The following is a 23750-nucleotide window of genomic DNA, read 5'->3' as shown; positions in this document are numbered from 1 at the left end:
GGCTTCGATACTTCTCCCACACTTACTCGGGAGGCGTCTTCCAATGCCTGACTTTGAATGGAATATTCCTCTACCCCTACGCTTCGGCCAGGCCGAAGCTCCGCTGATGAACCTGGCCAGGGCGTTACCGGACGACGTCGAGCGCCCGGTCTTCGAAGCCTTTATTCAGCAACGTTTTCGTAAGGCCCATGGCGCCGATATTCGTCATTTCATGCCGGAGCTGTTTGGCATGAGCGATGCCTCCGGCTCGCTGTGTGCGGTGGCCGGTGTGCGCATGGCCAATGCTGAGTCGTTGTTTCTGGAACGTTATCTGGACGAATCGATCGAGCCGCTGATCAGCGCTGCGGCGGACCGCCCGGTGGATCGTGCCGGTATCGTCGAGGTCGGCAATCTGGCCGCCAGTGACACCGGCAGTGCGCGGATGAGCATCATTGCCATCACTTACTTGCTGGCCATGGGCGGCCTGGAATGGGTGGCGTTCACCGGCAACATCGGCTTGGTGAACAGCTTTCATCGCCTGGGCTTGAAACCGGTGACGCTGTGCGCGGCCGACCCTGAGCGGCTGGGGGACGAACGCCAGCACTGGGGCAGTTATTACGAGAGCAAGCCTTGGGTGCACGTCGGCAACATCCGCGCCGGTTTTATTCATTTGCGCAACATCGGGATGTTCAATCGCCTGGGTTTGCCGACATCCCTTGAGGAATCCAGCCATGTCGCCTGAAACCGAGCGTTTCAAACAGACCTTGCGCAGCCATGCCGAGCGCAAGACCAGCGCCATCGCGTTGTGGGGTGATCATCAGAAGGTGGATTACGCCACGCTGTATGCCGAGGTGGTGTATCGCCAGCAACGGCTGCGCGATGAGCAGGTCAAGGTGATTGCGCTGGCGTTGGACAATGGCGTCGAAGCGATGCTCTGGGACCTGGCCGCGCTGTTCGAAGGCCTGACTTGCCTGACGTTGCCGCCTTTTTTCAGCCCCGCTCAGCGCGCCCATTGTCTGGAACAGAGCCAGGCCGAACGGGTGATTGCCGAACCCGCGCTGGACGACGAGTTACAAGCGGCCGGCTACGAGAAAACCGGTGAGTTCTGGCGCCGCACGTTCAGCGGCCCGAACCGTATGCCGGAAGGGACCGCCAAACTGACTTTCACCTCGGGCACCACGGGTACGCCCAAAGGCGTGTGCCTCAGCGCCGAGAGCCTGTTGACGGTCGCTCGCGAACTGAATCAGGCGAGCAAACCCGCCGATCCGCAGCATCATCTGGCGTTGTTACCCCTGGCGATTTTGCTGGAAAACCTCGGTTGCTACGCCGCGCTGTATGCCGGGGCCACGTTGAGTTTGCCCAGCCAGAAAACCCTGGGGATTCAGGGCGCCAGCGGTGTTGATGTGCCGCGTCTGCTCGGTTGCCTGGCCACCCGGGCGCCCGAGAGCCTGATCCTGGTGCCGCAGTTGTTGCAGATGTTGGTCAGCGCCGCCGAGCAGAAAGCCTTCAGTCCCTACTCGTTGCGGTTTGCGGCGGTAGGTGGCGCCCGGGTGTCCGAGGAGTTGCTGCACCGCGCGCAACGCATCGGCATCCCTGTTTACGAAGGTTACGGCCTGTCGGAGTGCGCCTCGGTGGTGTGCCTCAATCGCCCCGAAGCGCGCCGTCTCGGCAGTGTCGGCCGGCCCCTGCCCCACGTCACGATTCGCCTGGCCGAGGACGGCGAGGTGCTGGTCAAGGGTTCGACCCTGCTCGGTTATCTGGGAGAGGCGCCGCACACCGATGAATGGTGGCCGACCGGCGATCTCGGCGAGTTTGACCCGGACGGTTTTCTCTACCTCAAGGGGCGCAAGAAGCATCAATTCGTCACCAGCTTTGGGCGCAACGTCAACCCGGAATGGGTCGAGGCAGAATTGACCCAGCGCCGCCATATCGCCCAGGCCTTCGTCTACGGCGAAGCCATGCCGCACAACCATGCACTGCTCTGGCCCCATCGCCCGGACTGCACCGACGCCGAACTGGCTGCCGCCGTCGCCGAGGCCAACGAGGCCTTGCCCGGTTATGCGCAGGTCCATCACTGGACCCGTCTCGATCAACCGTTCACCCCCGCCAATGGCCTGCTTACCGCCAATGGCCGCCCGCGCCGTGACGCCATCATCGAGCGTTACCGGGCGCAACTGACTGAATCTGTACTTTCCGAGGAATCCGCATCATGAGTTTTTTCGACACGCTGCAAGAAGCCACGCAACACGAACGTCATGAACTGTTCAACCTGCCGGTCATCCGCGATGCCCTTGAGGGCAAGGTCAGCCTGGAAAGCTACCGGGCCTTCCTGGCGCAAGCCTATTACCACGTGCGCCACACCGTGCCGTTGATGATGGCGTGCGGGGCGAAATTGCCGTCGCGCCTGGAATGGCTGCGCAAAGCGGTGTGCGAGTACATCGAGGAGGAATACGGTCACGAGCAGTGGGTGCTGGACGATATCGAAGCCTGCGGCGGCGACCGCGTTGCCGTGCGCGACGGTCGTCCGAGCCTGCCGATTGAATTGATGGTCAGCTACCTCTACGACCTGATTGCCCGCGACAACCCGGTCGGCCTGTTCGGCATGGTCAACGTGCTGGAAGGCACCAGCATTGCCTTGGCTACCCACGCCGCCGGCAGCATCCGCGAGCGCCTGGCATTGCCGGAAAGCGCCTTCAGTTACCTGAGTTCCCATGGCTCTTTGGACATCGAACACATGCAGACCTATCGCCGGTTGATGAATACCCTCGACGATCCGGACGACCAGGCTGCGGTGATTCACGCCTCCAAAGTGGTGTACAAACTTTACACCGATATGTTCCGCGGCTTGCCGCGTGACGGGGAGGCCCTGCATGAAGTTGCATGATGCCCGCGTGGTGCTGACCGGCGCCAGCGGCGGTATCGGCCTGGCGATCGCCACCGCGTTGTGCGCCAGCGGCGCCCGGGTGCTGGCGGTGGCTCGGCACCAGGAACCGCTGCGGCCTTTGCTTGAACGCTATCCGCAAAACCTGTGCTGGGTCGGCGCGGACCTGACCGTGCTGTCCGACCGACGCAAGGTGCTGACCGCAGCCGAATCGATTGGCGGGATCAACCTGCTGATCAACGCCGCCGGGATCAATCACTTCGCCATGCTTGAGCAGCTGGAGGACAGCGATATCCACGCCATGATGGCCCTTAACATCAGCGCGCCGATTTGCCTGACCAAAACCCTGCTGCCGCTGCTCAAGCAAGCCGAGAGCGCGATGGTGGTGAACGTCGGCTCGACTTACGGCTCCATCGGTTACCCCGGTTACGCCAGTTATTGCGCCACCAAGTTTGCCTTGCGCGGGTTCTCCGAGGCCCTGCGCCGGGAGTTGGCGGACACCCGGGTCAGCGTGCTCTACGTCGCTCCGCGCGCTACCCGCACCAGCATGAACAGCCCGGCGGCGCAGGCGTTAAACGATGCGCTCAAGGCCAACGTCGACGATCCGCAAACCGTTGCCGCTGCGGTGATGCATGCGATTGCCGGTGACCGGCGCGACTTGTACCTCGGCTGGCCGGAGCGCTTTTTTGTGCGCCTCAACAGCCTGCTGCCCAATCTGGTGGACCGTGGCTTGCGCAAGCAATTGCCGCTGATCCGTCGCCTGAGTCAGAAGCCCGACAACGAGACCCTCAAACCATGAAGAAGATCATCGCTTGCCTGCTGCTGGGAGCCCTGAGCCAGACTGTTTGGGCACTGGAACCCGCCGATCAGCAACGCCTCCAGGGCATCCAGCAAAGCTGGGCGCACATTCAATACGAAGTCCCGGAAGCGCAACGCACCGCTGCATTCGAGAAACTGGCAGGCCAGGCATCCGCGTTCACTCAGGAACGTCAATCGGTGGCCGAAGCCTGGATCTGGTCCGGCATCGTCAACAGCAGCTGGGCCGGTGCCCAAGGTGGCCTCGGTGCGCTGAGCAAGGTGAAGGCCGCGAAAGCCGATCTGGAGAAAGCCATGACGCTGGACCCCAAAGCCCTGCAAGGCTCGGCCTATACCAGCCTCGGCGCGTTGTATGATCGCGTCCCCGGCTGGCCCATCGGTTTCGGTGACTCGGACAAGGCCGAACAGTTACTCAAACAGGCCTTGCAACTGAACCCGGAGGGCATCGATAGTCTGTACTTCTGGGGCGATCACCTCTACCGTCAAAAACGTTACAGCGAAGCCCGCAGCGCGTTGCAAAAAGCCCTGCAGGCCGCCCCAAGGCCAGGCCGTGAACTCGCCGACGCCGGGCGACGCAAAGAGATCGAAACGTTGCTGGTGGACGTGAACAAGAAACTCAACTGACAGGAGTCCGTGTGCGCTTATTACTGATTGAGGACGACGTGGCCCTCGGCGAGGGCATCCATCAAGCCCTGGGCCGCGAAGGTTATACCGTCGATTGGCTAAAGGACGGCACCAGCGCCTTGCACGCGCTGCTCAGTGAAACCTTTGACCTGGCGGTGCTCGACCTCGGTCTGCCGCGCATGGACGGGCTGGAAGTGCTGCGCCGCTTGCGGGACAGCGGCTCCAACCTGCCGGTGCTGATCCTCACCGCCCGGGATGCGACCGAAGACCGCATTGCCGGGCTGGACGCCGGGGCCGACGATTACCTGGTCAAACCCTTTGATCTGGCGGAACTCAAGGCTCGCCTGCGGGCCTTGTTGCGGCGCAGTGCCGGCCGCGCCCAGGTGCTGATCGAACACGCCGGCATCAGCCTGAACCCCGGCACCCAGCAAGTCAGTTACCTGGGCGAGCCGGTGGCTCTGACGCCCAAGGAATATCAGCTGCTCCACGAATTGCTCTCGCCGCCAGGCCGGGTCATGACCCGCGATCATCTGATGCAGTTGCTGTATGGCTGGAATGAAGAAGCCGAAAGCAACACCCTGGAAGTGCACATCCATCACCTGCGCAAAAAATTCTCCACCGACCTGATCCGCACCATTCGCGGTGTCGGTTACCTGGTGGAGGAGCGCCGATGACGTCGATCCGGCGCCGCACGCTCACGCTGATCATTGGCCTGATGCTGGTAGGGCTGGCGGTGATCAGCCTGTTGAACCTGCACGACAGCAATCACGAAATCGCCGAAGTCTACGATGCCCAACTCGCGCAAAACGCCCGGCTGTTGCAGGGGGTGATGCGCATGCCGATGGCGAGCAAGGAACACGCCGATCTGTATCAGGCCTTCAACAAGGCGCTGGGCGAGGCCGAGCCGAGGGTCGATGGCCATCCCTATGAAACCAAGATGGCCTTTCAGGTCTGGACCCTCAACGGCGAAGTGCTGGTGCACACGGCCAGTGCGCCCTCCTTCAGCGCGCCGCCGTCGACACCCGGCTTCAGCGACGTCGTGGACCTCAACAACCGCCATTGGCGTGCGTTCCTGTTGGTAGACAAACAGAACGGTCTGAGAATCTGGGTGGGCGAACGGGACGACGTGCGTTCGGACCTGGTGGACCGGATCGTGCGCCATACCTTGGGGCCCAATGTGCTGGGCAGCCTGATTCTGGCGGCGATGATCTGGTTGGCCATCGGCTGGGGCCTCAAGCCGCTGGAAGACATGGCGGCGACCTTGCGCGCGCGGCACAGCGGTTCGCTGGAGCCTCTGCAACTGACGCCGTTGCCCAGTGAACTGGAGCCGATGCAAGCGGCGCTCAACCGCATGCTCGCGCAGATTCAGGAAGTGATGGGTCGCGAGCGGCGCTTCATCGCCGATGCCGCCCACGAAATGCGTACACCGCTGGCCGTGCTGCGTGTGCATGCGCAAAATCTGCTGGAAGCCGGCACGGAACAGGAGCGCCGTGAATCCCTGGAATTCCTGATCGCCGGCGTCGACCGCACCAGCCGCCTGGTCAATCAATTGCTGACCATGGCCCGCCTCGAACCCAAAGCCATCGCACCTGTACAGCAACGCATCGACCTGGCCGCCACCGTGCGCGACAGCCTCGTGCAGCTCACGCCGTGGTTGCTGAGCAAGAACCTTGAGCTGGCCTTCGACGTCACCGATCGCCCCTTTGAAGTGGTGGCCGACGCCGCCGCCATCGACATCGCCTTGAACAACCTGATCAGCAACGCGGCGAACTTTTCCCCGGAGCATGGGGTCATCACGGTGCAACTCAGTCAGGCGGACGGCTTCTATTCGCTGAGCGTCGAGGACCAGGGGCCCGGCATCGACGAGGCGGATCGCGGGCGGTTGTTCGAACGCTTCTACAGCCGTGGCAATGCCCATGGCGCGGGTTTGGGCCTGACCATCGTCAACACCATCGCCACCCGACTGGGCGGACGCATCACCCTAGCCAATCGCCCGGAAGGCGGCTTGCGCGCCACGCTGTCGATTCCCGACAGCCAACCCCGCGACCCACTACAGCGCACCACCCGCGAGTTGCCGCCGAATGTTTGAGTGATCCCGGCAGAATGTGGTGAGCCAGCTGGCGCCATCGCGAGCAGGCTCACTCCCACAGGAGGCTATGCTGACCACAACACTCGCGAACGACGCAGAACCCATGTAGGAGTGAACCAGCTCGCGATGGCGGTGGCACATCCGGCCCCCCTCTCACCGCCATTTCACATTGCAGCCTTTTACAGCGGCCTCACTTTTTAACACCCGCCAAATAATGCGCCACCAACGCATTCGCATGGCCATGCCCCATCCCATGCTCATCCTTCAGCAAAGCCACCATTTCCATATGCTTCTTGCCGCTCACCGTCCCGAGCAGGTCCAGCCAATGGTTGATGGGCTGACCGTACTTTTTCTCGATGGACGGAAAATACGACGCCGGGCCTTTCACTTTTGTCTCTTCGCTCATGCTGCAAGCTCCCTTGTTCGCGACGGAGAGTCGGAGGACGCTCCTTGTCTTCATCCCGAATTGAAGACCAGGACAGCTGTGCAGTCCAGCGGGAGCAAGCTCCCTCGCCACAGGGGTTGTGTTGGTTGCTTCATTGCTTGGTTGATCAGAGATCTATGATGGAGGATTGGCAGGCTATCCCATCAACAACCCCTGCTCCGTCTCGCACAACTCCACCACGTAATCCCACATCACCCGCAATCTCACCGACTTGTGCAATTCCCGCCGCGTGCTGATCCAGTAGCTGCGCTCAATGCTCTCGTCCGGAAACAGCGGCACCAGTTCCGGATCGGCGCTGGCCATGTAGCACGGCAGCACCGCAATCCCCAATCCCGAACGTGCCGCCTGTTGCTGGGCGATGACGCTGGTGCTGTGGAACACCACCTGCGGGTTGCGGCAAAAACTGTTGAGGAACATCAGTTCCTGGCTGAACAGCAAGTCGTCGACGTAGCCGATCCACGCGTGCCGGCCGAGGTCTTCGCGGCTGTGCAGCGGCGGTGCCTTGTCGAGGTAGGCCTGGCTGGCATAGAGCGCCAGGCGATAGTCGGTGAGTTTGCGCGTGACCAGCATGTCGGCGGCCGGGCGTTCAAGGTGGATGCTGATTTCGGCTTCGCGGTTGAGGATGCTGACGAAGCGCGGCACCGCCACCAGCTCCACTTCCAGTCCGGGGTAGCGTTCGAACAGCCCGTTCATGCGGCTGGCGAGGAACATGATGCCCAGCCCTTCGGTCACGCCGACGCGAATCTTGCCCAGTGGTGCCGTGGACTGGGTGATTTCCTCTTGCGCCAGCAACGCGACGTTTTCCATGGCTTCGGCGTGCTTGAGCAGCGCTTCGCCGGCCGGGGTCATTTCGTAGCCCTGGGCATGCTGGACAAACAGCGCGGTGCCAAGGCTCTTTTCGATGGCCTCGATGTGCCGGGCGACGGTGGCGTGGGTGGTGTTCAAACGGCGGGCGGCGGTGAGCAAGCGCCCGCTGCGTTGCAATTCGAGAAAAAACCGCAGGTCATTCCAGTCGAACATGAGTCGTCCTTGGGGCTACGCTGTTTGAGGCGCTGTCTGAAAACGCACAGCGGCTGCGCAAAAACTAACATTCTTTTGACGAAAGCTAACAACTAGGATGACCGACAACAAGAACAACAATACGAGGTCAGGGATGCAGACTTCCCTTGATGAATTCGACTACATCGTGGTCGGCGCCGGGCCGGCCGGTTGTTTGCTGGCCAATCGGCTGTCGGCCGACCCGCAACACCGCGTCTTGCTGCTCGAAGCAGGCGGCCGCGATAACTATGCGTGGATTCACATCCCCGTGGGTTACCTGTTCTGCATCGGCAACCCGCGCACCGACTGGTGCTTCAAGACCGAAGCGCAACCCGGCCTGCAAGGTCGCGCCCTGAGTTACCCGCGCGGCAAAGTGCTGGGCGGCTGTTCCTCGATCAACGGCATGATCTACATGCGCGGCCAGGCGGGCGACTATGACGGCTGGGCCGCTGACGGCAATCCGGGCTGGCGCTGGAACGACGTGCTGCCGCTGTTTAAGAAAAGCGAAAACCATTTTGCCGGCGACTCGCAATTTCACGGCGCCAGCGGCGACTGGCGGGTCGAGCGTCAGCGGCTGTCGTGGCCGATTCTGGATGCGTTCCGCAGCGCCGCCGAGCAAAGCGGCATTGCCAGCATCGATGACTTCAACCAGGGCGACAACGAAGGCTGCGGCTATTTTCAGGTCAACCAGAAGGCCGGGATTCGCTGGAACGCGGCCAAGGCGTTTCTCAAACCGATCCGCAATCGCGCCAATCTCACCGTGCTGACCGACGTCGAAGTGGACCGCGTGCTGCTGGAAAACGGCCGTGCTTCGGCGGTCAGTACGCGTTATCAAGGCCAGGCAAAAACCTTCAAGGCGCGCAAGGAAATCGTGCTGTGCGCAGGCTCCGTCGGTTCACCGAGCATTCTGCAACGCTCCGGCATCGGCCCTCGCCCGCTCCTGGAAAAACTGGGGATCGGTGTGGCTCATGAGCTGCCGGGAGTGGGCGACAATCTGCAGGATCACCTGCAACTGCGGCTGATCTACAAACTGGAAAACGCCCGCACCCTGAACCAGATCGCTGGCAGCGTGTGGGGCAAGATGGGCATGGGTCTGCGTTATCTGTACGACCGCAGCGGCCCGCTGTCGATGGCGCCGAGTCAGCTGGGGGCGTTTGCCCGGTCAGGGCCGGAACAGACCTCGGCCAATCTCGAATACCACGTTCAACCGCTGTCGCTGGAACGCTTCGGCGAACCGCTGCACGCCTTCCCTGCTTTCACGGCGTCGGTTTGCGACCTGAGGCCACAGAGTCGCGGACGGGTGGAGATTCGTTCCGCCGATCCGCAGGAAGCGCCGCTGATTCAGCCCAACTATTTAAGCCATCCAGAGGATTTGCGGGTCGCGGCCGATGCCATTCGCCTGACCCGGCGCATCGTCGCCGCCCCGGCCCTGCGAGCGTTCAAACCCGTCGAGTACTTGCCCGGCGATAGCTTGCAGACCGAAGAGGAACTGCACGAAGCCGCCGCACGAATTGGCACGACGATTTTCCATCCGGTGGGCACCTGCCGCATGGGCAACGATGTGCAGGCCGTGGTCGATGCCGAGTTGCGCGTTCACGGGATTCCCGGACTGCGCATCGCTGATGCCTCGATCATGCCGCGCATTACCTCGGGCAATACGTGCTCGCCTACGCTGATGATTGCCGAAAATGCTGCGCTGATGATCCTCAACCCCAGCACAAGGAGCCTCAACTCGCAGAAGGAACTGCTGAGCAACCCACTGTAGGAGCGAGGCTTGCCCGCGAAGAACGATGACGTGGTGTGTCAGGTTTGACGCCTTCGCGAGCAAGCTTCGCTCCTACAAAGATCGACGTACACCCGGCTTTATGGAGCAACCCACTGTAGCAGCGAGGCTTGCCCGCGAAGAACGATGACGCGGTGTGTCAGGCCTGACGCCTTCGCGATGTACACCCGGCTTTATGGAGCAACCCACTGTAGGAGCGAGGCTTGCCCGCGAAGAACGATGACGCGATGTGGCAGGTCTGACGCCTTCGCGAGCAAGCTTCGCTCCTACAAAGATCGACGTACACCCGGCTTTATGGATAAACGCGGCGCCCGCCCACAAGGCTGGCGCCGACAGTGGAACAACAAAAACAATCACTGTGAGGGATACCGATATGTCAGAACATGTTCAGCCCCTGGATGCCACGCTCAGCGTCGACACCAGCCCCGATACCCGCAAAGTCATCTTCGCGTCGTCACTCGGGACGGTGTTCGAGTGGTACGACTTTTTCCTCTACGGCGCCCTCGCGGCGGTGATCAGCAAGCAGTTTTTCGCCGGGGTCAACGACACCACGGCGTTTATCTTTGCGCTAATGGCCTTCGCCGCCGGTTTCATCGTGCGGCCCTTCGGCGCGTTGGTGTTCGGACGGCTGGGGGACATGATCGGGCGTAAATACACGTTCCTCGCGACCATCGTCCTCATGGGCCTGGCGACCTTCTGTGTCGGGCTGTTGCCGACTTATGCGAGCATCGGCATCGCCGCGCCGATCATCCTCGTGGTGTTGCGCATGCTTCAGGGCCTGGCCCTGGGCGGTGAGTACGGCGGCGCTGCCACTTACGTCGCCGAACACGCGCCGATGGGCAAGCGCGGTTTCCACACCAGCTGGATTCAGTCCACCGCCACCCTCGGCCTGTTGCTGTCGCTGCTGGTGGTGCTTGGCTGCCGTTATTTCACCGGCGACCAGTTTGAAGTCTGGGGCTGGCGCATTCCGTTTCTGTTTTCCATCGTGCTGTTGGGCATCTCGACCTGGATTCGCTTGAGCCTGCACGAGTCGCCGGCCTTCGTGAAAATGAAAGAGGAAGGCAAACTCTGCAAGTCGCCGCTGCGCGATTCCTTCGGTAAATGGGAAAACCTCAAAGTCGTACTAATCGCCCTGTTCAGCATCAACGCCGGGCAAGCGGTGACCTTCTACGCCGCACAGTTCTATGTGCTGTTTTTCCTCACGCAGTTCCTGAAGATGGACCCGGCGTTGGCCAACAGTCTGCTGATTGTCAGCGTGATCATCGGCGCGCCGTTCTTCATCTTTTTTGGCTGGCTGTCGGACAAGGTCGGGCGCAAACCGGTGCTGATGATCGGCCTGTTGCTGGCGACTGCGTTGTACTTCCCGATCTTCAAGTCCATCGCCCACTACGCCAACCCGGCCATCGACCAGGCCAGCCGTCAGGCACCGATTACCGTACTGGCCGACCCGGCCACCTGCACCTTCCAGTTCGACCCGGTGGGCAAGGCGAAATTTGACAGCCCGTGCGACAAGGTCAAAACCTTCCTGGTGAAGCAGGGCCTGCCCTACACGAGCGAAGCCGCACCGGCCGGCAGCGACGTGCAGGTCAGCGTCGGTGACGTGAAACTGGATGGCTTCGACGAAGCGGCCCTGCGCGGTGCGGTGACCTTGGCGGGGTATCCGTCACAAGCCGATACGCAACAGGTCAACAAGCCCATGATCGTGGGACTGATGGTGGTGCTGATCATCATTTCCGCCATGTGTTACGGCCCGTTGGCAGCGCTGATGGTCGAACTGTTCCCGACCCGTATCCGCTACACCTCGATGTCCCTGCCGTACCACATTGGTAATGGCTGGTTTGGCGGTTTCCTGCCGACCGTGTCGTTTGCCTTGGTGGTGTATACCGGGGACATCTTCTACGGGCTGTGGTACCCGGTGGTGATTACCGCGGTGAGCCTGGTGGTGGGGATGATCTGTCTGCGTGAGACCAAAAATGTGGATCTGGACACTAACTGAGTCCACCACAATCCCCTGTGGCGAGGGAGCTTGCTCCCGCTGGCCTGCGTAGCAGGCCCAAACCAGCCGCCTCGGTGTGTCAGAACAATCGAGTCGGCTGGATTGGGGTGGCTTCGCCACCCGGCGGGAGCAAGCTCTCTCGCCACAGGTTAAGCTCAACGATCTCTACAGCCCCGACACTCACCAGACCGAGGCCCCATGATCATTTCATCCGCATCCGACTACCGCGAGGCAGCACGTCGCAAACTTCCGCGTTTTCTGTTCGATTACATTGATGGCGGGGCGTATGCCGAGCATACGCTACGGGCCAACAGCGCCGACCTGGCGGGCATCAGCCTGCGTCAGCGGATTCTGAAAAACGTCGAAACCCTGAGCCTGGAAACCACCCTCTTCGATCAGCCCCTATCAATGCCCGTCATATTGGCGCCGGTCGGCCTGACGGGCATGTTCGCCCGCCGGGGTGAGGTGCAGGCGGTCAGAGCGGCGGAGAAAAAAGGTATTCCGCTGTGCCTTTCAACCGTATCGGTGTGTTCGATCGAGGAAGTCGTGGCGCAGAGCCAGCAAGCCATCTGGTTTCAGCTGTACGTGCTCAAAGACCGGGGCTTCATGAAAAACGCCCTGGAGCGAGCGAAGGCCGCCGGGGTGAAAAACCTGGTGTTTACTGTCGACATGCCGACCCCCGGCGCCCGCTACCGGGATGCGCATTCGGGCATGTCCGGGCCTTTTGCGTCATCGCGACGCATGCTTCAGGCCATTACACGCCCCGACTGGGCGTTCAACGTTGGGGTCATGGGCCGCCCACACGACCTGGGCAACATCTCGAAGTACCTGGGCAAAGCCGTCACGCTTGAAGACTACATGGGCTGGCTGGCCAATAACTTCGACCCGTCGATCAGCTGGAGTGATCTGGAGTGGATTCGTGATTTCTGGAAAGGCCCGATGATCATCAAAGGCATCCTCGACCCGCAGGACGCCAGGGACGCGGTGAGCTTTGGCGCGGATGGCATCGTGGTGTCGAACCATGGGGGACGGCAGCTCGACGGCGTCCTTTCTACCGCCCAGGCATTGCCGCCGATCATGCAAGCGGTGGGCAATGACCTGACGGTGCTGGTCGACTCGGGTATTCGCTCGGGGCTAGATGTGGTGCGGATGCTGGCCATGGGCGCCAAAGGTGTATTGCTGGGGCGATCCATGGCTTATGCGCTGGCGGCCGATGGTCAACGCGGGGTGGAGAACATGCTGGATATTTTCGCCAAGGAAATGCGCGTGGCCATGACCCTGACCGGGGTCACTTCGATTGGGCAGATTGATGAATCGACGTTGGTGGGGGCTGTTCGCTGAAATGAACACGCCCCATCAGTGTGGGCATTTGCTCACCTGATCACCTCTTCAGCCAATTAAAAACCTGTGGCGAGGGAGCTTGCTCCCGCTTGAGTGCGCAGCACTCACAAAAATCGGTAGCGTTGCCCTGTTTTTGGGGCCGCTACGCAGCCCAGCGGGAGCAAGCTCCCTAGCCACTAAAGCAGGTAGGCCTGAAAAATCGAGCGTGAGTGAGCAGCATTGCCGTCAATGCCGAACCTCACTCAACGTCTTTGAGCACCTCAAACGTAACCTGATCGGGATAGAACGCCACATACCCGCGAATCTGATCGACCGACACTTTGGGGTCTTCATAGCGCCACACCGCGTTGGCGCCCTCATGCCCCGGGATTTGCAGGCTGTAATACGTGGCGTCGCCCTTGTACGGGCAATAGGTCGTGTGGTCGGTGCGGGCGAAATACTGTTCGTCGATGTCCTCCCAGGGCACGTAGTACACCGGAGGATAATTGGCCTCCAGCAGCACCCGTGCGCGCGAGGAAGCGGCCACTTGAATACCGTGAAATTTTACCAACAGGCAGCCCGGCTGCTCGGCGATGGTGATGACAGGACTGGGACCGGTGCTTTTCATGGAATACGTGCCTCATGAAGGTGATGGACCTGTGGGAGCGTGCGGTACGGTGATCCGGCTTGCCCGCGATGGGTCGCGCAGCGGCCCCGAAACCTGAGACTGCGAATGTCAGGTATAACCCAAATTTCGTCAGCACGACGGCCCCGCAGCCGAACGGGCCGTTTTGACTGGCGCAAACAAACGCAACAGCTTTGCTGTACATCCATACAGATAATGATTGATCCCTTGCTCATCACCCGCCATTCTGTGCGCCTCTTGCACACTTGATGAACGATGGTGGGTGGTTATGCAGCTGTACCTCTGTGAAAAACCTTCCCAGGCCAAAGACATCGCGGCAGTGCTCGGCGCCAAGCGTCGGGGCGACGGTTGCTGGCTGGGAACGGACGTCACGGTGACCTGGTGCATCGGCCATCTGCTGGAAACCGCGCCGCCGGACGCCTACGACGCGCGCTACAAGCGTTGGGTGCTGGCGGATCTGCCGATCATTCCGGAAAAATGGAAGATGACGGTCAAACCGCGCACGGCCAGCCAGTACAAGGCCGTCAAACGCCTGCTCGGCGAGGCGGATGAACTGGTGATTGCCACTGACGCCGACCGTGAGGGCGAGATGATTGCCCGGGAACTGGTCGAACATTGCCGCTATCGCGGGCCGATCCGGCGCCTGTGGCTGTCGGCGCTGGACGATGCGTCGATACGCAAGGCGCTGGCGGCGCTCAAACCTGGAGCCGAAACTTTCAGCCTTTATCATTCGGCGCTGGGACGTTCCCGGGCCGACTGGTTGATCGGGATGAACATGAGCCGCTTGTTCACGTTGCTGGGCCGTCAGTCCGGTTATCAGGGCGTGTTGCCGGTGGGCCGGGTGCAGACACCGACCTTGCGGCTGGTGGTGGATCGTGACCGCAGCATTGCCGATTTCGTACCGGTGGCCTATTGGGCCATCGACGTGCAGCTGTTGCATGACGGCACGGCGTTCACCGCCCAGTGGCGCGCGGCATCCGACGTCTGTGACGATCAGGATCGTTGCCTGAATCAGGCGCTGGCCCAGCAAGCGGCTGCGGCCATCAGCAGCGCGGCGAGTGCCCGGGTGATCAAGTTGCGCACCGAGCGAATGCGTGAAGTCGCGCCGTTGCCGTTCGACCTGGGCACGTTGCAGGAAGTCTGTTCGAAGAAGCTCGGGCTCGGCGCCCAGGAAACCCTCGACATCGCCCAGGCGCTCTACGAAACCCACAAAGTCATCACCTACCCGCGCAGCGATTGCGGTTTCCTGCCGCTGAGCCAGCACAGTGAAGCCCCGGGCATTCTCGCCGCGCTCCGGCAGGCCGATCCGTCCCTGAACGCCTTGAACGATCACCTGGAGCCACAGCGCCGTTCACGGGCCTGGAACGACGCCAAGGTCACGGCTCACCACGGCATCATCCCGACGGCGGCGGCCAAGCATCTCGATCGACTGGTGGGCAAGCAACGGGCGGTCTACACCCTGATCCGCGCACGCTATCTGGCGCAGTTCCTGCCCAACCATGAATACGACCGCACCCAGGCCGACTTCGACTGCGCCGGTGAAGCCTTGCGCGCCGTCGGCAAGCAGATCGTCGAGCCCGGCTGGAAACGCGCCCTGCCCGAGGCGCTCGCCCCGGCCAAGGGTCGCGAGGCACCCGCACCGCAAACACTCCCGGCATTGGCCGAAGGGCGTGACTGCGCGGTGGCCGACGTGAAGCTCAAGGACCTCTGGACGCAACCGCCCAAGCCATTCACCGAAGGCGACCTGATCAAAGCGATGAAGAACGTCGCCAAACTGGTGGAAGACCCGCTGCTCAAACAGAAGCTCAAGGACACCACCGGCATTGGCACCGAGGCGACACGCGCCTCGATCATCCAGGGCCTGCTCGACCGTGGTTACCTGATCAAGAACGGCAAGGCCCTGGCCGCGACCCCGGCGGCCTTCAGCCTGATCGATGCGGTGCCGCGCGCCATCGCCGACCCCGGCACCACGGCCATCTGGGAACAGGCGCTGGACATGGTGCAAAGCGGCGAGATGAGCCTGGAAGAATTCGTCACCAAACAGGCCGCGTGGATGAGCAAACAGGTCGCCCGTTGCGCCGGCCTGAGCCTGACCATCAGCGGGCCGGCGAGCCCGGCCGGTCGTGGCGCCACTCCGTGGAAAAACAAACGAAAGCCCGCCAAGCGCAAGCCGTCGACAGGCGCCAAACGCGCGGCGAAACCGGCCAGTAAAGCTTGAGGGCACTTCGAACGGACCGTAATGGTCTAGTGTTCTTCAAGCCCGGCGATGGCCCCATTTTCTGAAACGGCATCGCAGCCTCGTTTCAATCGACAGCTGCTACAGGAATCTTGTTTATGATTATCGTGCACCACCTCAACAACTCCCGCTCCCAGCGGATTCTCTGGTTGCTGGAAGAACTGGCCATTCCTTATGAGCTGAAACGCTATCAGCGCGACCCGAAAACCAATCTGGCACCGCCGGAATTGAAAGCGATCAACGCCCTGGGCAAATCGCCGGTCATCGAAGATGGCGCGCAGAAATTGATCGAGTCCTCTGCGATCATCGATTACCTGATCCGTCGTCATGGCCAGGGGCGCCTGCAACCCGATCCGTCTACCCCCGCCTATGACGAATACGTCCAGTGGCTGCACTTCGCCGAAGGCTCGGCCATGCTGCCGCTGATGTTGAACCTGTACGTCGGGCGCCTGGGTGAAGCCGGTGCGCCACTGCATCCGCGCATCAACTCCGAAGTGGCCAACTACCTTGGCTACCTCGACACGGCCTTGAGCCAGTCCGATTATTTGCTGGGTGACGAATTCAGCGCCGCCGATATCCAGATGAGCTTTATCGGCGAGATTGCCCGCGCCCAAGGCAAGCTGGGCAACTACCCTCATGTAGCGGCCTGGGTTGATCGCTTCCAGGCACGTCCTGCTTACGCCGCGGCGTTGAAGACGGGTGGGACATACGACTTCGCTCCGCACTGAGTGATCCCGAAAGAGCCACGGACGGCCCTTCGATCTGGAGAAAACCCAGCATGCCCTCGATAGAACTGCATGCCGCACACCGCGACGAACTGGAAACGATTGAAAACCTGATGCAGTTCTACATGCATGACTTCAGCGAGTTTCTACCGCTGAAACTCGGCGAGCACGGTTTCTTCGACATCCGATCCAACCAAGATTACTGGCGCAAGCCTGGGACCCAGCCATTTCTGATCAAGGTGGACGGTGAACTCGCCGGTTTCGTGACCGTGGACGACGACACGCATATCGACGGCGCCGAGCACAACATCGGCTACTTGTTTGTCAGCCGACGCTTTCGTGGCCAAGGTGTCGCGAAGTTTGTCGTGTCCACCCTCTTGAGCCGGTTCCCCGGTCAATGGCAGATTTTCCACATCGACGCGAACCTGCCTGCACGGCACTTCTGGGCCAAGGTGATGCCCGAGATCGCAGGCGATGAATTCACCCTGCATCAACGGTCGGTAGACGGTTATCCCTGCACCTTCTATCGCTTCCAACATCTGCTGCCATCGTCCTGACCCGGGCGTTGCGTCGCTGCTTTTTAATTCCAAAGCGCTTTGTCCGACAATATGTAGTGTCTAAAAATAATCACTACATAACGGTTGACGCCTCCGATTTGCCCTTGCATGATGCAGACATCTCCCCGATCGGGAGTACAGCAACATGTTTGAGCAAGCTCGTCTGACCGCCGAGCTGTTTTTCCCGGATACACGCTGCCCACAAGGCAGATTGAAGAAGCTGACCTGGCCCGAACGTCCAGTACAAGGACGAGAAGCGCTGGCGATCAATCCTCATGAAGCTTGTGGCCGACCCTCAAAAGTCGGCGGTGGCCTCCAGGTTTTCGCTGCTTCTCTTCGTTGTGACGCTATTGCGTAGCAGTTATTCAACACGACTACATGCAACAGACGCGAGACCCCGTCGAATTGACGGCTGACCGCTGACGTCCTGGTTTCGGTGCCAGGGATCAACTAACCGATGGGCTACCTGTATTAGCGAATCAACTTTGAAAGATCACCAAATGGTCAAGGGGCATATTATGAATCTGAACAATCAACCTACTATCGATGAACTGGCTCGCATCTTCGCGGCGCAAAAAGACAGCCACGACAGCCACATTCTGTGGATCAGCAAATCGGGCCAGGTTCATATCGATTGCCTGTCGCCACACGCCCATGAAGCGGAGTTCGACCAGAACAACCAGAACCTGCTGGCCCGACTGAAGATGTACCGTCGCGGCCAAGGCTATGTCGGCAAGAAAGCCGCAGCCGACAAGGACTTCATCGGTAATGTTCTGCAAACGCTGAAACAGGCGTGGGCCTCGATGCAGAACCAGAATGAAGTTCGGGTGATTGACCGGTTCTACTGATATCCCCCCCCGCTGCTCCTCAATAAATAAGGCCCCGCTCGTATGATCGAGCGGGGCCTTTTTTTGTTTGTCTCGTGCGCAGTAAATACAGCTATCGTTAAGCGTATTCGCTGCTGTGCCCATGGAGACTTGCGATGAAAAATGCCCTGACAACCCTGCTGTTACTGACAATGGCAAATGTTGCCCACGCAGACAGCATCCCCAACCTTCCTTCATTTGATGTGATTTGCCCCGGCAATATTGCCGTCCATGCAGATCAGGAGGGTCCGGTAACAATCAATGACAAAGATGCCGTTACCAAAGCCATCAACGAGCGCAGTTTTGAAGCCAAGGGTTCGGGCGTCACGATCTTGATCATTCTCGCCGATGACGACTCGGTGACCGTGAGCTCCACGGGCAAAGCCCCCAATGGCATCTGCCAATCACTGGACGACTGACTCCGTCGCCACCGCGCCCAACACCAGATTCATGAACGCCACCGACGCCGCGCTGTGATAGTTGTTCTTGCGTCGAAGCAGCGCCGCCCCGCGTGTAGGCGCGTCCCCCAGCAACGGAATTTTGCGCAGTGCCCGGTCCTGGGTGGCAATCGGTTCGGGAAGAATGGTGGCGATAGCCGTGTGCCGAATCACCTCCAGCAAGGTGCTCACCGAATTCACCTCAATCACCACCTTCGGCGTGATCTGCTCCTGCGCAAAATAGTCATCGATGCGGGTGCGGGTGACGAAGTCCGGGGCCAGCAGCGCAAAATCCAACTGCGCCACCTCTTCAGCGGACAACGCGGCTCGCCGTTCATATAGCGGGTGATCCCGTCCCACCATCACCCCCAGGGTTTCGGTAAACGCCGGGATCGATTCGATGTCGGCGTTTCTCACCTGAGTAAACGCGATGGCGATGTCCAGCGAGTCATCCACCAGCCCCGCCTCGATGTCGTCCATCGACAACTCGAAAATCTGCAGATGGATGTTCGGATACCGCGCCACGTAATCGCGCACCAACGGCCCCACCAGATACGCCATGAACGTCGGCGTCATCGCCAGGCGCAAGGTGCCGCGCGATAAATCCTTCACGTCATGCAGCGCCCGTTTGCCGGCTTCCAGTTCCACTAATACCCGACGTGCACACTCGATGTAGGCCTGCCCCGCATCGGTCGGCTTGACCGTGCGCGACGTTCGGTCGAATAGGCTCACGCCCAGGGTTTCTTCAAGCTGGCGGATTTGCTGGGAGAGGGTCGGTTGTGAAACGTGCAACGCCTCGGCGGCGCGGGTGAAGCCGCCGTGGTCGGCAACCGCCAGCAGGTAACGCAGATGTCGCAGCAGCATGGGGCTCACCATCTATAGGCAGTACTTATGCAACGCATTGTATATCGGTCTTGGACGCTATGGATCAATCGGCAGAAGATTGCTTCACACCCAAGCAACACAACCCCGATAGGAGAAACACCATGCAACAGTCCCACGCTTACAACGACACCAGTCTCGAGCTGACCGCCAAAATCCTCGACGCCAAAGCGCGCAAAAACCTGTCCTTCGCAGACATGGCCGAGGGCACCGGCCTGAGCCTGGCCTACGTCACCGCCGCCCTGCTCGGCCAACACCCGCTGCCAGAAAAAGCCGCCAAAGTGGTTGGCGAAAAACTGGACCTGGACGCCGACGCCGTGGCCCGCCTGCAAATCATTCCGCTGCGCGGCAGCCTCTCAGGCGTTCCAACCGACCCGACCATCTACCGTTTCCACGAGATGATCCAGATCTACGGCACCACGTTGAAAGCCCTGGTTCACGAACAATTCGGCGACGGCATCATCAGCGCGATCAACTTCAAGCTGGACATGAAGAAAGTCGAAGACCCGGAAGGCGGCCACCGCGCAGTCATCACCCTCGACGGCAAGTTCCTGCCCCTGTGTCCTTTCTAAGTTGAACCGGTCCGCACTCCGGTGCGGGCCAGACCCAACACCCCAAACACTTTGTCAGCCACCACACTCGTCTGGAGGATGCCCCATGAAAAAAATGATGCTGGCTCTTTTGTTGATCGCGGGCGTATCGGCCCAGGTTCAAGCCCAGGACGCAGCCGTTGCCTATCAATACGGCATGAGCCTGGACATCGCCCACGTCGTGGCAATCACCCCGACCGCCGATGTCTGCGGCGTGGTCCCGGTGGAAATGACGTACCAGGATTCCAAAGGCACCACTCACATTCTGCAATTCAGCGAATTCGGCACCGGTTGCTCGAGCTGAGTAGCCCCTGTTCATCACTTATGAGGACGTCACCATGAAAGCGCTCATCGAAGGTTTTTTGAAGTTCCAGAACGAAGCGTTCCCGCAACGCACCGACCTGTTCAAACACCTGGCCACCACCCAGCATCCCGGCACGTTATTCATCACCTGTTCCGACAGCCGCGTGGTCCCCGAACTGCTGACCCAGCAAGAACCCGGGGAACTGTTTGTGATCCGCAACGCCGGCAATATCGTGCCCTCCTACAGCCCGCACCCGGGTGGTGTCTCGGCCACGGTCGAATATGCAGTCGCAGTGCTGGGCGTGACTGACATTGTGATCTGCGGCCACTCGGATTGCGGCGCCATGACCGCCATCGCCAAGTGCACATGCATGGATCACCTGCCCGCCGTCAGTGGCTGGTTGCAACACGCTGAATCCGCCAAGGTCATCAACGAATCCCGCCCTCACGCCAATGACGCGGCGAAGGTGAGTTCGATGGTCCGGGAGAACGTCATCGCGCAACTGGCCAACATCCAGACGCATCCGAGCGTGCGCCTGGCCCAGGAAAAAGGTCAGTTGAACCTGCATGGCTGGGTCTACGACATCGAGACCGGTTCGATCGATGCCCTGGAGGCCGGCAGTCGCCGCTTTGTGTCACTGGCCGAACACCCGACCACGTGCGCCGTGTATGGCAAAGCCGTCGAAGCTGCTTGATGGGATGGGTGGCAGAACCTGGAAGGTCGAGCGCGACGAATGCGCTCGACTAAAGCGGTTCCCTGGATGTACGAGGCAAATGAAGGGCGTGCCGGATCAAGGCACTTGCGGCGTTTCATACCACTGGCGAGACGGTGTTGGAAAACGCATTTTCTGCCGGATATCCGCCGCATTTGCAGCGCTGGTCAGTTGTTCCAGCAGCACGAAGGCGACTTCCGTTGCCGTGCCGGGGCCGCTTGACGTGATGATGCGGCCATCCACCACCACAGGCCAGTCGACGAAACGGGCGCCGGTTTCAACCAGCTGGTTTTTGCGCTTGCCACCGACCTGGTGATAGGTCGTGGCATCTTTGTCTTTCAGCACCCCGGCAACGCCCAGGCACACCGACGACACGCAGACACTGGCGACGGTTTTACCGGCCGCGACAAAGTGCCGGATGACCGCCAGAAACGGCTCACTCAAGGCCTCTTCGTAGAAGCCCGAGGGTTCGAAACCACCGGGCAATGCCAACGCGTCGAAGCTGTCGAGATCAACCTCGCTCAATAAATGAGCCGGATTGAACGATAACCCGAAGGTCGTCACGATATTCCGTCGGAGGCCGGCGTTGATCAATTCCACGGGTTGGTCGCCAAGCAGATTGGCCCAACCGAGCACATCGGTGAACGCCGCCATTTCCAGTGGCTCGACACCGTTGGCCAACAACATGAGGACACGTTTCATCGGGTACACCTCTCTGGGGAACGGCCAATCATCCGCCTTTGCTTCCCGCGAGAGAACACCCAAAAAACGCAATCCATTGTTGTTTGAGCTGAAATGCCCACACCAAGGCGCTCCCGGTTCACGGGAGCGCTGCACTCACAAGGTCGCCCTGATCAGTGATCGTCTTTTGCTGACGATGATGGCCGACGCTCGGCGGTTTCTTCGGCGTTGGGGGGAACTGGATTACTGCCTGGCGTGAACACGTGGGTCAGCAAATCCCTGGCATCGATTTCGACGACGCCCGGCACCGAACGGGCCAGAGCAACAGCCTGCTCACACTGTTTATGGGTGTTGACCCGACCGCTCAACGCCACCGTACCCGCAAGGGTTTTGACATGGATCTGCAGGCCGAGGCTGGGTTCGGCCAAAGCCAAGGCGGACTTCACCCGGCCGGTGATCCATGTGTCGTGCACGACCGTTTCCAGATCGTGGGAGTAATGCCGAAAAGAATGAAGTTTCATGACGCAGCCCTCACTCAAGACACAGACGCAAACACACCTTAATTATAGTGCGATCGTTGCCTGTGCCAGGAATGTCAGCGTTTTACCGACAGATCGGTCTGGGTCATGCGACTGCGAATGGTGAACACCCCGTCTCCCGAAAGAATCGCACTGCGGGCAAACAGGCGACCGCTCTCCCAGTTCGAAAGCCCCAGTTCCGGCTTGTTCAGCGCATATTGGCCGTCGACCCAGCGGGTAATTCCGTTGCCCACAAACGGCGCGTTGACCGCGTTGTAGAAACGCTCATGCGCGGCCCCGTCTTCGCTGATCAGCGACACGGTGAACTGCGGGCTGTAGCGATTGAACAAGGCGATGGCGCTGTCCAGGTCATCGACGATCTTCAGGCTGACTTCCGGCGTCTCTTCCCATTCCCACTCGCGGCCCAACTGCTCCTCGGACAACGGTTCGGCCAGTGCCTCGGTCTGGTAGCCTTCGGCGCGATACACCTCAACGCTGCCGGTTTGCCATTCAGTCGGCAACCACGACTCGCTGCCTTCAACGATATGCAGCTTGCAACCCTGGCCCCGGGCGGTGCCCGCCTGCTGTAGGGCGTCGAGAAACAACGGCACCAGCTCAGCGGCGCGGTCACGCTGGATCAGGCAGACGTTCAAGGTGTTGCAGACTTTGCGGTCCAGTGAATTGCGTACCACGGCGGCAAAGCGCTGGGCATCGGCGTCTTTGTCAGCGATCAGCCAAGCGCCACCAGTGCCGTGCAGACTGACAGCGGTGCCGGCCTGTTGGGCGATGCTGCCCAGTTGGCTGACCGCCCGCCCCGAACCCCGGGCCACGGCCAGCGACAAACGACGGTCGGCGAACATCGCCCAACCGGCGGCGTGATTGACGCTTTCCACCAACGACACCGCGCCGTTCGGCAAACCGGCGTCGCTGAGTGCCGGGTTCAATGCGTGAGTGACGATGGCCTGAGCGGTGCCCAACGCATCGCTGCCAATGCGCAGCACGGCGGTGTTGCCGGTGCGCAACACACCGGCGGCGTCGGCGAACACATTCGGCCGGCCTTCGAACACAAACGCGACGATGCCCAGCGGCGACACCACTTGCTCGACCTTCCAGCCGTCGTGCTCGACGCAACTGATGACCTTGCCTCGTGTCGCCGACGCATCGCGCCAGGCCCGCAGGCCGGCGATCATGTCGCGGCGCATGCGTTCATCGGCGAGCAGTCGCGTGGTGGAACGCCCGCGGGCCTTGGCGCGTTCGATGTCGGCCAGGTTGGCGGCCTCGATCAAGGCCCAGCACTCGGGGGTTTCCAGGCGTTGGGCAAACAGATCGAAGAACGCACTGATCGCCTGATCCGGGACGCTGGACAGCGCACCGAACGCCGCTTCGGCGCGCTCGATGGCGACGGCGGCCGCTTGCTGGTCAACTACCGGGATCAGCAACAATTCGCCACTGACCTGCTCGACCAGTAAATGGTCCCCGGGCTGAAAGCGCGCGGCCAGTTCGGGGCTGACGACAGTGACACGATTACCGGCAAAAGGGATCGGCGTGCCAGCGACTAGACGTTCGAGCGCAAGAGACATGAAGCGGTTTCACCATGCTGTGGGCGGCTGGAAAATGTATAGGAA

The 23750-nt window shown here is 60.8% G+C and carries 25 protein-coding genes; 18 read left to right on the top strand and 7 right to left on the bottom strand.

Annotation, left to right across the window (positions count from 1 at the left end; genetic code table 11):
• The first annotated feature begins 43 nt into the window (after nt 1-43).
• The 7 genes from JIO00_RS12530 to JIO00_RS12500 are packed head-to-tail and all read left to right on the top strand — an operon-like array spanning nt 44 to nt 6389.
• Nucleotides 44-721 carry a thermostable hemolysin gene (locus tag JIO00_RS12530; RefSeq protein WP_083376962.1) on the top strand — a complete coding sequence of 226 codons (678 nt, stop codon included), beginning with the start codon at nt 44-46 and terminating at the stop codon, nt 719-721.
• Nucleotides 711-2192 (top strand): AMP-binding protein, encoded by a 1482-nt coding sequence (locus tag JIO00_RS12525; protein ID WP_077750498.1) that lies wholly within the window; start codon nt 711-713, stop codon nt 2190-2192. The genes JIO00_RS12530 and JIO00_RS12525 overlap by 11 nt, the downstream gene beginning before the upstream one ends.
• Nucleotides 2189-2863 carry a TenA family transcriptional regulator gene (locus JIO00_RS12520; protein WP_154912573.1) on the top strand — a complete coding sequence of 225 codons (675 nt, stop codon included), beginning with the start codon at nt 2189-2191 and terminating at the stop codon, nt 2861-2863. The genes JIO00_RS12525 and JIO00_RS12520 overlap by 4 nt, the downstream gene beginning before the upstream one ends.
• Nucleotides 2850-3659 (top strand): SDR family oxidoreductase, encoded by an 810-nt coding sequence (locus tag JIO00_RS12515; RefSeq protein WP_010459589.1) that lies wholly within the window; start codon nt 2850-2852, stop codon nt 3657-3659. The genes JIO00_RS12520 and JIO00_RS12515 overlap by 14 nt, the downstream gene beginning before the upstream one ends.
• Nucleotides 3656-4300, top strand: coding sequence for a tetratricopeptide repeat protein (locus JIO00_RS12510; protein WP_200668358.1), 645 nt, complete (start codon nt 3656-3658; stop codon nt 4298-4300). The genes JIO00_RS12515 and JIO00_RS12510 overlap by 4 nt, the downstream gene beginning before the upstream one ends.
• Before the next feature lie 11 nt (nt 4301-4311).
• Nucleotides 4312-4974, top strand: coding sequence for a response regulator (locus JIO00_RS12505; protein ID WP_010459585.1), 663 nt, complete (start codon nt 4312-4314; stop codon nt 4972-4974).
• Complete coding sequence (locus JIO00_RS12500; RefSeq protein WP_010459583.1) at nt 4971-6389, top strand: ATP-binding protein; 1419 nt, start codon at nt 4971-4973, stop codon at nt 6387-6389. The genes JIO00_RS12505 and JIO00_RS12500 overlap by 4 nt, the downstream gene beginning before the upstream one ends.
• Nucleotides 6390-6579: 190 nt before the next feature.
• On the opposite strand, the gene JIO00_RS12495 is transcribed toward JIO00_RS12500, so the two are convergent.
• The gene (locus JIO00_RS12495) at nt 6580-6795 is read right to left on the bottom strand and encodes a DUF4287 domain-containing protein (protein WP_200668356.1); all 216 of its coding nucleotides are present in this window, start codon (nt 6793-6795) and stop codon (nt 6580-6582) included.
• Nucleotides 6796-6969: 174 nt separating this feature from the next.
• On the bottom strand, nt 6970-7854 hold the full coding sequence (locus tag JIO00_RS12490; RefSeq protein ID WP_172790779.1) for a LysR family transcriptional regulator: 885 nt from the start codon (nt 7852-7854) through the stop codon (nt 6970-6972).
• A 133-nt stretch (nt 7855-7987) separates the two neighbouring features.
• On the opposite strand from JIO00_RS12490, the gene JIO00_RS12485 reads away from it, so the two are divergent.
• The 3 genes from JIO00_RS12485 (at nt 7988) to lldD (ending at nt 12992) form a co-directional block, all read left to right on the top strand.
• Nucleotides 7988-9637: a GMC family oxidoreductase gene (locus tag JIO00_RS12485; RefSeq protein WP_200668354.1), complete on the top strand. Its 1650-nt coding sequence runs from the start codon at nt 7988-7990 to the stop codon at nt 9635-9637.
• A 391-nt stretch (nt 9638-10028) separates the two neighbouring features.
• A complete protein-coding gene (locus JIO00_RS12480) occupies nt 10029-11651 on the top strand; it encodes an MFS transporter (protein ID WP_077750152.1) in 1623 nt (540 codons plus the stop codon).
• A gap of 198 nt (nt 11652-11849) precedes the next feature.
• Nucleotides 11850-12992, top strand: coding sequence for an FMN-dependent L-lactate dehydrogenase LldD (lldD, locus tag JIO00_RS12475; protein ID WP_200668352.1), 1143 nt, complete (start codon nt 11850-11852; stop codon nt 12990-12992).
• 238 nt (nt 12993-13230) lie between these two features.
• On the opposite strand, the gene JIO00_RS12470 is transcribed toward lldD, so the two are convergent.
• Entirely contained in the window at nt 13231-13599 is a 369-nt protein-coding gene (locus tag JIO00_RS12470; protein WP_200668350.1) for a DUF427 domain-containing protein, read from the bottom strand.
• A gap of 286 nt (nt 13600-13885) precedes the next feature.
• Here JIO00_RS12470 and JIO00_RS12465 point away from each other — a divergent pair, with 286 nt between their 5' ends.
• The 5 genes from JIO00_RS12465 (at nt 13886) to JIO00_RS12445 (ending at nt 18420) form a co-directional block, all read left to right on the top strand.
• Nucleotides 13886-15835: a DNA topoisomerase III gene (locus JIO00_RS12465; protein ID WP_145310358.1), complete on the top strand. Its 1950-nt coding sequence runs from the start codon at nt 13886-13888 to the stop codon at nt 15833-15835.
• A gap of 116 nt (nt 15836-15951) precedes the next feature.
• Nucleotides 15952-16581 (top strand): glutathione S-transferase family protein, encoded by a 630-nt coding sequence (locus JIO00_RS12460; protein ID WP_010459566.1) that lies wholly within the window; start codon nt 15952-15954, stop codon nt 16579-16581.
• 50 nt (nt 16582-16631) lie between these two features.
• On the top strand, nt 16632-17135 hold the full coding sequence (locus JIO00_RS12455; protein WP_010459564.1) for a GNAT family N-acetyltransferase: 504 nt from the start codon (nt 16632-16634) through the stop codon (nt 17133-17135).
• A 518-nt stretch (nt 17136-17653) separates the two neighbouring features.
• Complete coding sequence (locus JIO00_RS12450; protein ID WP_042932832.1) at nt 17654-17983, top strand: hypothetical protein; 330 nt, start codon at nt 17654-17656, stop codon at nt 17981-17983.
• Nucleotides 17984-18117: 134 nt separating this feature from the next.
• A complete protein-coding gene (locus JIO00_RS12445) occupies nt 18118-18420 on the top strand; it encodes a hypothetical protein (protein WP_077750146.1) in 303 nt (100 codons plus the stop codon).
• Here JIO00_RS12445 and cynR read toward each other — a convergent pair.
• Nucleotides 18406-19302: a transcriptional regulator CynR gene (gene cynR / locus JIO00_RS12440; protein ID WP_010459560.1), complete on the bottom strand. Its 897-nt coding sequence runs from the start codon at nt 19300-19302 to the stop codon at nt 18406-18408. The genes JIO00_RS12445 and cynR overlap by 15 nt on opposite strands.
• 122 nt (nt 19303-19424) lie before the next feature.
• Here cynR and cynS point away from each other — a divergent pair, with 122 nt between their 5' ends.
• From cynS to JIO00_RS12425, 3 genes are all read left to right on the top strand, one after another.
• Entirely contained in the window at nt 19425-19892 is a 468-nt protein-coding gene (cynS, locus tag JIO00_RS12435) for a cyanase (protein ID WP_200668348.1), read from the top strand.
• An 85-nt stretch (nt 19893-19977) separates the two neighbouring features.
• Nucleotides 19978-20214: a DUF2790 domain-containing protein gene (locus JIO00_RS12430; RefSeq protein ID WP_200668347.1), complete on the top strand. Its 237-nt coding sequence runs from the start codon at nt 19978-19980 to the stop codon at nt 20212-20214.
• 34 nt (nt 20215-20248) lie between these two features.
• Nucleotides 20249-20908 carry a carbonic anhydrase gene (locus tag JIO00_RS12425; protein ID WP_154504376.1) on the top strand — a complete coding sequence of 220 codons (660 nt, stop codon included), beginning with the start codon at nt 20249-20251 and terminating at the stop codon, nt 20906-20908.
• A 96-nt stretch (nt 20909-21004) separates the two neighbouring features.
• On the opposite strand, the gene JIO00_RS12420 is transcribed toward JIO00_RS12425, so the two are convergent.
• The 3 genes from JIO00_RS12420 to JIO00_RS12410 all read right to left on the bottom strand — a co-directional run bounded on the left by JIO00_RS12420 (nt 21005) and on the right by JIO00_RS12410 (nt 23705).
• Nucleotides 21005-21628: a DJ-1/PfpI family protein gene (locus JIO00_RS12420; protein ID WP_010459555.1), complete on the bottom strand. Its 624-nt coding sequence runs from the start codon at nt 21626-21628 to the stop codon at nt 21005-21007.
• Between the two features lie 152 nt (nt 21629-21780).
• Nucleotides 21781-22128: a BON domain-containing protein gene (locus JIO00_RS12415; RefSeq protein WP_010459553.1), complete on the bottom strand. Its 348-nt coding sequence runs from the start codon at nt 22126-22128 to the stop codon at nt 21781-21783.
• Nucleotides 22129-22202: 74 nt separating this feature from the next.
• A complete protein-coding gene (locus JIO00_RS12410) occupies nt 22203-23705 on the bottom strand; it encodes an aldehyde dehydrogenase family protein (RefSeq protein WP_154504374.1) in 1503 nt (500 codons plus the stop codon).
• Between the last annotated feature and the right edge of the window lie 45 nt (nt 23706-23750).

Source organism: Pseudomonas sp. SW-3, assembly GCF_016615645.1.
Taxonomy (GTDB): domain Bacteria; phylum Pseudomonadota; class Gammaproteobacteria; order Pseudomonadales; family Pseudomonadaceae; genus Aquipseudomonas; species Aquipseudomonas mandelii.
The sequence above is the reverse complement of the archived record's forward strand: the minus strand, read 5'-3'. Positions and strand labels throughout refer to the sequence as shown.